Origin of the sequence: Cryobacterium sp. TMT2-42-4 (assembly GCF_004402645.1) — a bacterium.
Taxonomy (GTDB): Bacteria; Actinomycetota; Actinomycetes; order Actinomycetales; family Microbacteriaceae; genus Cryobacterium; species Cryobacterium sandaracinum.
This window is the reverse complement of the sequence record NZ_SOFT01000019.1, coordinates 86,699-96,401: the sequence shown is the minus strand read 5'-3', so window position 1 is coordinate 96,401 and position 9,703 is coordinate 86,699. Positions and strand designations below refer to the sequence as shown.

At 68.5% G+C, this 9,703-nt stretch carries 7 protein-coding genes; all 7 read right to left on the bottom strand.

Annotated elements, in window-relative coordinates:
- Positions 1-268: 268 nt before the first annotated feature.
- On the bottom strand, positions 269-880 hold the full coding sequence (locus E3O18_RS06260) for a histidine phosphatase family protein (RefSeq protein WP_134417731.1): 612 nt from the start codon (positions 878-880) through the stop codon (positions 269-271).
- A 96-nt stretch (positions 881-976) separates the two neighbouring features.
- Positions 977-1,858, bottom strand: a complete 882-nt coding sequence (locus E3O18_RS06255) for a fructose-bisphosphatase class II family protein (RefSeq protein ID WP_134417730.1) — start codon at positions 1,856-1,858, stop codon at positions 977-979.
- 125 nt (positions 1,859-1,983) lie between these two features.
- Positions 1,984-5,289: a DEAD/DEAH box helicase gene (locus tag E3O18_RS06250; RefSeq protein ID WP_166784887.1), complete on the bottom strand. Its 3,306-nt coding sequence runs from the start codon at positions 5,287-5,289 to the stop codon at positions 1,984-1,986.
- 74 nt (positions 5,290-5,363) lie between these two features.
- Positions 5,364-6,917 (bottom strand): APC family permease, encoded by a 1,554-nt coding sequence (locus E3O18_RS06245; RefSeq protein WP_166784886.1) that lies wholly within the window; start codon positions 6,915-6,917, stop codon positions 5,364-5,366.
- A 16-nt stretch (positions 6,918-6,933) separates the two neighbouring features.
- Positions 6,934-7,821 (bottom strand): universal stress protein, encoded by an 888-nt coding sequence (locus tag E3O18_RS06240; RefSeq protein WP_134393694.1) that lies wholly within the window; start codon positions 7,819-7,821, stop codon positions 6,934-6,936.
- A gap of 89 nt (positions 7,822-7,910) precedes the next feature.
- On the bottom strand, positions 7,911-8,099 hold the full coding sequence (locus tag E3O18_RS16320) for a hypothetical protein (RefSeq protein ID WP_198410894.1): 189 nt from the start codon (positions 8,097-8,099) through the stop codon (positions 7,911-7,913).
- Positions 8,100-8,166: 67 nt separating this feature from the next.
- Positions 8,167-9,606, bottom strand: a complete 1,440-nt coding sequence (locus tag E3O18_RS06230) for an aminobutyraldehyde dehydrogenase (protein ID WP_198410563.1) — start codon at positions 9,604-9,606, stop codon at positions 8,167-8,169.
- Between the last annotated feature and the right edge of the window lie 97 nt (positions 9,607-9,703).

Genomic DNA, 9,703 nt, shown 5'->3' with positions numbered 1-9,703 from the left:
GCAACACACACAATGGCCACCCTCACGGGTGGCCATTGTGCGTTAACCACCACCCCGCCCCACCCACCCGGCGGGGCACACCATCCGGTAGCGGTCGTGGCCAACTCAGGAGATCCAACCAGGCCGCGCCGGGACACGGGTCCTGGTGCGAGGGTGCACACCTGCACCAACGACAGAGGGCCACCCTGCGAGGGGGCCTGCCGTCGTCAAGCGCGGGTGAGTGGACCCGTTCCGGGAGCAGTCATGCGGGCTGCGGGCCCGGCGGCTGCTAGTTGGTGGGGAGGAGGTTGTCGGAGGGGACGGGCTCGCCGTTGAGGATGTCGAGGGTCCAGCCGACCTGGTCATGGACGACGACGTTGAGGGAGGCGTTCCTGATCGTGTCGACGGGCTTCTCGAGCGCCCGCATCAGCGTCAGTCGGATCAGCGTCCCGTGGCTGACGACGATGATGCGAGCACCCGGGTGGTCGCGGGCGAGCAGTTGCAGGGCCTCGACCCCGCGGTCGGCGACGCTGGCCTCGGTTTCGGCGCCGTGGAAGCCGCCGATTCCGGTGGGACCGCCGGGGACGCGGAGCGCGTCCAGCTCGGGGCCTGCGCCCAGTCCCTCGGCGGGACCGTAGTTGCGTTCCACGATCCCAGGGATGCGACCGGTGACGGTCAGGCCGAGGCCCTCGGCGATGAGATCGGCCGTCTCGGCTGCGCGGCTGAGCGGTGAGGAGACAACGAAGTCCCACTCCTCTGCGGCCAGGTGGCCGACGGCATCCGCTGCCTGGCCACGCCCGGTGTCATTGAGCGGGATGTCGGAGTGACCCTGGATACGCAAAGCGGCATTCCAGTCGGTCTGGCCGTGGCGGATCAGGGCGAAGGTAGTTGTGGCACTCACCGTTCTATTCTGCCTCGGGCCGAGGTCGTGAGATGAATCGGGTCTCGACCGGGTCGAATCTCGGGCGGCTCGACTTGTGGAACAGAGCGCGGTGGCTCAGGTGACCGGGGACGACGCGAAAAGCACGTGCTTGCTCGCCACCAGGTCTGCTGCGTCGTAGATGCGGGCGAGGTCGAGGCCCGCAGCCCGGGCGCCGCGCTCTTCGGGCTCGCTCTGCGGGGCCATCCGCCCGAGCATCACGCCGCCGAGGGCGCGCACGGCGCAGGCCGCGATGACGCCTTCCGGGGTACCGCCGATACCCATCGAGAGGTCGACCGTGGCATCCGTCGATGCGGCGGCGATGGCCGTGGAGATGTCACCCTCGGCCGTGCGGAGCACGCGCGCTCCGGCGCACTCGAGTTCGCGGATGAGTTCGCCGTGGCGCGGTTTGTCGAGCACAGCGACGGTGAGCGCGGTCTCGGGGATGCCGCTGGCGAGCGAGAACGCACGGAGGTTGCGGGTGGCGGAGGCGTGCAGATCGAGCACGCCATGGCCGGCTGGGCCGGAGATGAGTTTCTCCATGTAGAAGACACCGGCGGGATCGAACATCGTGCCTCGGGGGGAGATGGCGATCACGCACACCGCCCCGGGCAGGTTCCGGGCGGCGAGGGTCGTGCCGTCGAGCGGATCGACTGCGATGTCGCAGTCCGGTCCGTTCCCTGTGCCGAGTTGCTCCCCGTTGGCAAGCATGGGGGCCTGGTCCTTCTCTCCCTCGCCGATCACGACGGTTCCGCGAAAAGGTGCGACCAGGAGAACGGCACGCATGGCGGCGACGGCCGCCTGGTCGGCGGCGAACTTGTCCCCGCGACCCACCCAAGAGCGGGTGGCGCGTGCCGCCGCCTCGGTCGACGCGCGCACGGCGGCGACCAGCCCGGCCGGCCAGCCCTCGGCTCCGATCACGGTGGATTCGGCGGGAGCGAACGGGCGGTGCTGCGGCATCGGTTACCTCTTGCTTGGGACGGCGGTCTCGTGACCGGCAGCTGAAAGCCTACTCGCGTGCCCGGGGCGGGCACTCGTGCGGGCGCCAGCGTGGGCGACTCAGCGGGCGGGTACCGGTGCGAGGGCTAAGCGAGCAGCTCACGGATGTCGGCGGCCGTCAGGGCGGTCCCGCGCGCGGCGCCATCCGTCATCACGCTCTCGAAGAGGCGGGCCTTCGTGGCCTTGAGGGCCATCACCTTTTCCTCGATCGTGTCCCGGGAGACCAGGCGGTAGACGAAGACGTTTTTCGTCTGGCCGATCCGGTGCATGCGATCCACGGCCTGCGCCTCGGTGGCCGGGTTCCACCACGGGTCGAGCAGGATGGCGTAGTCGGCCTCGGTCAGGTTCAGGCCGAACCCGCCGGCCTTGAGGCTGATCAGGAAGACCGAATTGTCGCCGGTCTTGAAGCTCTCGATTACCTGCGCCCGGTTGCGGGTCTTGCCGTCGAGGTAGGAATAGCTGATGCCCGCGTCGTCGAGGCGTGCGCGGGCCTTGCCCAGGTACTTTGTGAACTGGCTGAAGATGAGGGTGCGGTGCCCGCCGGCGACGACGTCCTCCAGCAGTTCGAGGAGCACGTCGAGCTTGGTCGACGGGATGCCGTCGTACTTCGTATCGTAGAGGCTGGCATCGAGGCTGAGTTGGCGCAGCATGGTGAGCGAGCGGAAGATCTCGAACCGGTTGGAGTTCATGTCGTCGATCAGGCCGAGCACCTTCTGCCGTTCCCGCTGCAGGTGGGTGTCGTAGACCGCGCGGTGCTTCGGGTGCAGCGTCAGCTCAAGCACCTGCTCCTGCTTGGTGGGCAGGTCGCCGGCCACCTGCTCCTTCGTGCGGCGCAGCATGAACGGGCGGATGCGGCGGCGCAGCTGGTCGAGCCGGTCGCCGTCGGCATCCTTCTCGATCGGTTTCTGGTAGTAGTCGCCGAAGCGGCCGGGGCTGGGGAACAGTCCCGGTGCCGTGATCGAGAGCAGCGACCAGAACTCCATCAGGTTGTTCTCCAGCGGCGTGCCCGTGATCGCGAGCTTGAACGGGGTGGCCAGGCGGCGGGCGCACTGGTGGGCGCGGGACTTGCGGTTCTTGACGAACTGGGCTTCGTCGAGCAGTAGCCCGGACCAGGCCAGGGCCTCGTAGTCGCCGAAGTCCAGCCGGAAAAGCGTGTACGAGGTGACGACGACGTCCGCGCCGCCGTGCAGCGAGGCCAGGGTGCTGCTGCGCTTGCCGGAGGTCTCGGTGATCGCGGCCACCCGCAGGCCGGGCGCGAACCGGGCGCACTCGGCCGCCCAGTTGGAGACCACGCTGGTGGGTGCCACGACCAGGAACGGCGCGCTCTGCCCCGGCTGCTCCCGCACGCGTTCCATCAGGGCGATGGCCTGCAGGGTCTTGCCGAGGCCCATGTCGTCGGCGAGGATGCCGCCCAGTTGATGGTCGTAGAGAAAGCTCAACCACTCGAAACCGGCCTGCTGGTAGCCGCGCAGGGTGGCGTCGACCCCGGCCGGCAGAGGCTGTTCCGGAATCTGGGCGACGTCGGTGAGCCCGGACACGGTGTCGCGCCACGCGGTCGCCTGGCCGGCGACGACCCCGAGGGACTGCAGCTCCTCCCAGAGGTCGGCCTGGAACGGGCTGATCCCCAGGGACCCGGCGCCGACGTCCTGCAGCCCTCGGGCCTCCTCGATCAGCCGGCGGAGCGTGTACAGTTCGGGGCGGTCGAGGTTGAACCAGGTGCCGCTGGGCAGGATCATCAGCTGCTGACCGACCGCCAAGGCCCGGAACAGGCTGTCGAACGGGATCTCCTCGCCGTCGATGCTGACGGCTACCTGCAGGTCGAACCAGTCCCGGTCATCCGGGCGTTCGATGGTGCCCACGGTGATCACCGGCGCCTCGTCGGCCTGGCGGTAGTCGGGGGCATCGCCGGCGATCAGCACGGTGACGTGGTCTGCGGCCGCCAGGGTCGGCACCACGGAGTCGAGGAAGCCGAGCATGGCGGTGCCGGCGAGGGTGGCGCGCTCGATGAGTACCGGCAGGCCGCTCTGCTGCCCTACCAGGGCCGGCACGGAGGTGAGGAGCGCCTGCACGTCCTGAAGGATCCGCCCCTCCCGGGTGCCGTCGCGAAACCTGCCATCGTCCGGCACCGGGCGGAGTGGCTGGTGGTATTCCGGGTAGTGCCACGCCCAGTGCAGGGTGATGCGGGCATCCATCTGGTGCGTGACGGTCAGGGCCAGCACGGGCTGCGGGGTCTCGGGCAGGGCGAACGACTCGTCCCGGCTGGTCATGGTGACCCGGTGTCGAAGGAACGGGTAGAACTCGGCCAGGAAGTCGGCCTCGTCCGCGCCGGGCACCGCGATGGTGTCGGAGGCCGCCATGGCCCGCAGCTCCCGGCTGATCTCGCCTGACAGCGGGGCGAGGGTGATCTGCGGGGAGTCACTGCCAGACCGGCCCGCCCAGGTGTAGACGCCGTGGGCGGGGTTGCCGATGAACCCGAATGTGCCGCGCGCCTGCGGCTCGTCGCCCAGCAGCAGGAGGGGACGCAGGGTGAGGCCGTCGGACACACGACGGATGTCCAGCTCGAGGCACGCAGGAACGGGCGAGACGAGCACGGGATCCTGCTGCGCCGTGGCGGAGACCAGGCGGAGCCCGGCGTTCGCCGCGTCGTCGAGCAGATCCCAGAGCGCTCGGTCGGGGAAAGCGTCGACCGGAATCCACTGGGTGGAGGTGGCGTAGTACGGGCGCGCCGCGAACTGCAGCGCGTAGAGCGCCGAGAGCACCCGCAGCTGGCCACGATCGAGCGACCCGTCGGTGGTCAGGTTCTCCCAGGTGACGCTGCCCCGGATCCACTTGCCCTGCTTGCCCATCATCACGGGCCGCGCCGCCAGCCGGCGCAGCCCCGGCTGACTGGCGAAACGCCCGTGCTCGGGAGCGAGAAGCTGGAACTGGAGGGCGAGGCGGGTGTCTGCGGACGGCGCGGCATCCGGTCGCGCCAGAGGAGCCAGCGCACTTCGCCACGCTTGCCGTGCGGAGAACTCGGCGGTGCCGACGGCCGAGCCGGGCTCGCGGCCCAGGGTGGTGGCGGGGGCACCCGGCATTCCGCCGAGGCTGCGGCCCACGGCGCCGCCCTGGCTCTCGATCAGCAGCGCGGCGACATGCTTGCAGTTGCGCTTCATCGGGCAGGTGCAGACGCCGGATGCCCGCACCGCGGCGCCGGTGGAATCAAGGGTGAACGAGACGGTTACCGAATACGGCGTCGGGTGAGAACCGCGCACCATGCCGAAGAGCTGGGTGTTCGAGCCGAACCAGGTCTCGGCCTCAACGTGGCCGTTGCGGGCGTAGCGTTCGCCGCGTGAGAACGCCTGGCTGCCCACAAGGAGCGCGATGTCGTGGGAGCTGAACGTGTGGGCCATGGCGGGAACCATTCTTCCACGGTCCGGCACTGCCGTGCCCGGCCGTGGCAGGCCCGGCCGGGCGCATCAGGGGGCTACTCGACGTGCCCGTGTTCCTTCGAGGACCCCTTCGTCAACGTCTTTCCCTGGAAGAAGGCCGGGTTGACGCTGCGCTGGATCAGCATCAGCACGATGCCGCCGATGAACAGCACCATCGCGAGGATGAAAACGAGCCCGACCCCACCGATGTTCGATCCGCTGCCGTAGTCGGGGTTCATGCTGTCGTAGAGCGTGGTTGCGAAGATGACCAGCAGGATGACCCCGCCGATCAGCGGCGCCAGGAATTTGAGCAGGATGGCACGGGGCCCGCTCAGCGAGTCGCGGAAGTACCAGACGCAGGCAAACGCGGTGACCCCGTAGTAGAAGCAGATCATCATGCCCAGGGTCAGGATCGTGTCGGTGAGCACATCGGTGCTGAGTACGCGCATGATCGCGTAGAAGCCCCAGGCCACGATTCCTGCCGTCACGGTGGCGAAGGCCGGGGATTTGTAGCGCGGGCTGATTGAGGCGAACCGCTTCGGGAACGCTTTGTAGTGGCCCATCGAGAGCATGGTGCGTGCCGGCCCGACGAAGGTCGACTGCAGCGACGCGGCCGAGCTGGACAACACGGCCAGCGACATCAGGATGGCGAAGGGACCCATCACCGGTCCGGCGAGGGCGGCGAACACATTTCCCTGGATCTCCTCATTGCCGAGCCCGAATTCGCCGGCGCCGATGCCGGAGAACATCAGGGCGGCGACCGCCACGAGGATGTAGAGCGCGAAGATGATGCCCACGGTCAACGTCGCCGCACGCCCGGGGGTTGTCTTCGGGTTCTTGGTCTCCTCGTTCATGGTCAGGGTGACGTCCCAGCCCCAGAAGATGAAGATCGAGAGCGAGACCCCGGCCGCGAAGGCCGAGAACGACGGGGCGAGGAACGGGTTGAACCAGTCGGCGCTGAACGCAAGGGCATCGAAGGCGGTGCCTTCTGCGACCTGCAGCAGGGCGGCGACGCTGAACCAGACCAGCACGATCAGCTGGAAGGCCACGAGCACGTACTGCACGGCCTTCGTCGTCTCCATGCCGCGGTACGAGACATAACAGGCCGCCACCATGAACACCAGACAGGTGAGCACGTTGATCACAACATTGTTGGTCAGGTCGGCGAGGCTCGGGTTGCCGAGAAGCTGGGCGAGCATCAGATAGAAGAAGTCGACGGCGACCCCGGCGAGGTTGGAGAGCACGACCACCGTAGCGACGATCAGACCCCAGCCGCCCATCCAGCCGAGCCACGGCCCGAAGGCGCGGGTGGCCCACGTGAAGGAGGTGCCGGCATCCGGCATGGCGTTGTTGAGCTCGCGGTAGCCGAGCGCCACCAGCAGCATGGGGATGAACCCGACCAGGAAGATGCCCGGCATCTGGGTGCCGACGGCCGCGACCGTCGGGCCGAGGGAGGCCGTCAGGGTGTACGCCGGTGCGATGCACGAGATGCCGATGACCGTGGCGCCGAGAAGCCCGATGGAGCCGGCGCTGAGACCCTTCTCGGAAAGGCCGCCGGTGAGGGTGGAGGTGCCGGGCGTGGAGCCCGAGGAGGGAGATTGGCTAGTCAATGGACTGTCCTTAGGGTCAGTGCGGCTTACGGGCGTCAGTGCCGGTGGGAACCACGATGAGGGGAACGGGGAGCGCGTGCAGCATGCGGTGCGCGGTGATGCCGAGAAAAATCGTGGTGGGCTGAGCCAGCCGACTGGAGCCGACGAAGGCGATTTCGGACGGCTGCCAGTCGAGGGCCTCGACCGCGGCCTCCACGGTGTGCCCGGACGCGACCTCGGTGGTGATGGTGCCGCGCGCCTTCGACCGACTCTGGAAGTACTCCAGGACGCCGTCGAGGTGGGCCTGGCTCTCGCTCTCGTCGACCGGGTGCCGACGACCGGCGTCGACCTCCACGAGCGTGACGAAACGCAGGTCGACCGTGAGGTCCTCCGAGAAGGCCACCAGTGAGTCGAGCAGCGTCTTCCAGCCCGGCCGGGTACCGATGGCGCAGGTGATCCGGGTCAGCTGCGCGGGAGCCTTGTAGCCGCGGGGCGCGAGGGCGACGGGCGCCGGCGAGGCGTGCAGGAGCGCGTTGGCCACGCTGCCGATCGTGAATCGGTTCATCAGGCCGCGGCGTGAGGCCCCGACGACGATGCGGTCCGAGTCGAACGCGCGAGCGGCCTGGAGCAAGCCTTCCGTGGTGGAGTCGGCGTAGAGGAGATGCGTGGTGGCGACCACGTCATCGGGAACCAGGGCCTTGCCCTGTTCCAGCCACTCGAGGGCCTGCTCCTCGAGCAGAGCCTGGTAGTCGGGGGAAGTGGACGCACCGACCCGGGCCGGGACGGTGGATGAATGATGTGGCAGCACGAGGCACAGACGCAGCTCGGAGCGGGTCAGGCGCGCCAGCGCGACACCCAGCTCGACGGTGTCATTGCCCCGTTCGGTCGCTTCGTATGCGACGACGTAGTTGGCTACTCGGGTCACGCTGGTTTCTCCCTCGGTTCGCGACGGGTGTCGCACTCAGTGGTCATGGTGGTGTGGATTATGGGCGGGCGGGCTGGTCATGTTCATGGTCATGCCCGGCGTGCTCGCCCGGCGCACACCCGGAGCGACCAGCTCTGCCACTCGACCAGGTTGCCGTCGAGCGTGAAGCTCGGGCCGTCGGGCTGCCCGATGTCGAGCGGGGCGCTCCGGGGCGGCTCGACCAGCTCGATCGAGGTGAACTCAGCGGCGGAGAGCGGGTCGAGCGGATGGAAAGTCATCGAGGGGCCTCTGTTCTCGTAGGCGGTGGTCGAGCCTGGCGGTGCTCGAGCCTGTCGAGACCCGTGTTTATTCCAGCGCGCTCATCACGTGCTTGATCCGGGTGTAGTCCTCGACACCGTACATCGACAGGTCTTTGCCGTATCCGGACTGCTTGAAACCGCCGTGTGGCATCTCGGCGGTCAGCAGGAGGTGGGTGTTGATCCACACCGCGCCGAAGTCGAGGTCGCGGGAGACCCGCATGGCCGTGGCGTGGTCGAGGGTCCACACGCTGGAGGCGAGTGCGTAGTTGACATCGTTCGCGAGCGTGACCGCGTGCTCCTCCGACGTGAAGGGCTGCACCGTGATCACCGGGCCGAACGTTTCCTCCTGCACGATCGCATCCGTTTGGCGCACCTGCGTGACGACCGTGGGCTCGAAAAAAAAGCCCTCGGTGCCGACCTGGTGTCCGCCGGTGGCAATGACAGCGTGGTCGGGCAGGGCCGCGACCTTGCGCGCGACGTCGCCGAAGTGGTTGACGTTGTTGAGCGGCCCGAAGTAGTTGTCGGCGTCGTCGGCCGACCCGGTAGTGCGGCTGCGCGCCTCGGCGACGAGTGCGTCGACGAACTCGTCATGGATGGACTCGTGCACGAGCACTCGCGTGATGGCCGTGCAGTCCTGCCCGGCGTTATAGAAGGAGAAGTCGGCGATGGCGGCGGCGGTCTTGCTGACGTCGACGCCGGCGAAGACCAGGGCCGGCGCCTTGCCGCCGAGCTCGAGATGTGCCCGCTTGAGCGTCTTCGCGGCGCCGGCGGCGACGGCCATACCGGCCCGCACGCTGCCGGTGATCGAGACCAGGCCGGGCACTGGATGCTCGACGATCGCGGCCCCGGTGCCGCCGTTGCCGAGCACGATGTTCATCACGCCGTCGGGGAGGATGCCTTGGCTGATCCGGGCGAGTTCGAGGGTCGACTCCGGGGTGGTGTCGCTGGGCTTCAGCACGAGGGTGTTGCCGGCCGCCAGCGCGGGGCCGATCTTCCAGATGGCCATCAGGAAGGGGAAGTTCCACGGGGTGACCTGCCCGATCACGCCGATCGGTTCGCGGCGTACCCAGGAGGTCATGCCGGGTAGATATTCACCGGCGGACTTGCCCTCGAGCAGTCGGGCGGCACCGGCGAAGAAGCGCAGCTGATCGGCGCCGGCCGCGACCTCGTCGACGGCGATCGTGGCGCGGGGCTGGCCCGTATTGCGGTGCTGGGCCTCCACGATGGCGTCACTCTCGGCGTCGATCGCGTCGGCGAGGCGCAGCAGCGCGCGCTGCCGCTCGGCGGGAGTGGTGCGGCCCCAGGTGCGGAAGGCGGTCTTTGCGGCGGTCATCGCGTCGTCGACGTCGGCCGCGGTGGAGACCGGGGCCCGGGCGACCCGGCGCCCCGTTGTGGGATCGACGATGTCGAGCAGCTCGGTGCCGGCGGGAGTGACGAAGCGGCCGTTGATGAAGTTATTAAGGGTGGGCGTGGCCACGGGCCTGATCCTCTGCGCTGAGTGTAGAAACGGGTCTTTTGTTCGGTAAGTATGGCATCCGACGGAGGAATTCGGATACCCCGGACCAGAACTGGGTCGTGTTGAT

Bases quoted from the DNA above. Each gene is read 5' to 3' on its own strand.
- E3O18_RS06255 (WP_134417730.1), bottom strand. From the start codon at position 1,858: ATGCCGCAGCACCGCCCGTTCGCTCCCGCCGAATCCACCGTGATCGGA.
- E3O18_RS06250 (WP_166784887.1), bottom strand. From the start codon at position 5,289: ATGGCCCACACGTTCAGCTCCCACGACATCGCGCTCCTTGTGGGCAGC.
- E3O18_RS16320 (WP_198410894.1), bottom strand. From the start codon at position 8,099: ATGACTTTCCATCCGCTCGACCCGCTCTCCGCCGCTGAGTTCACCTCG.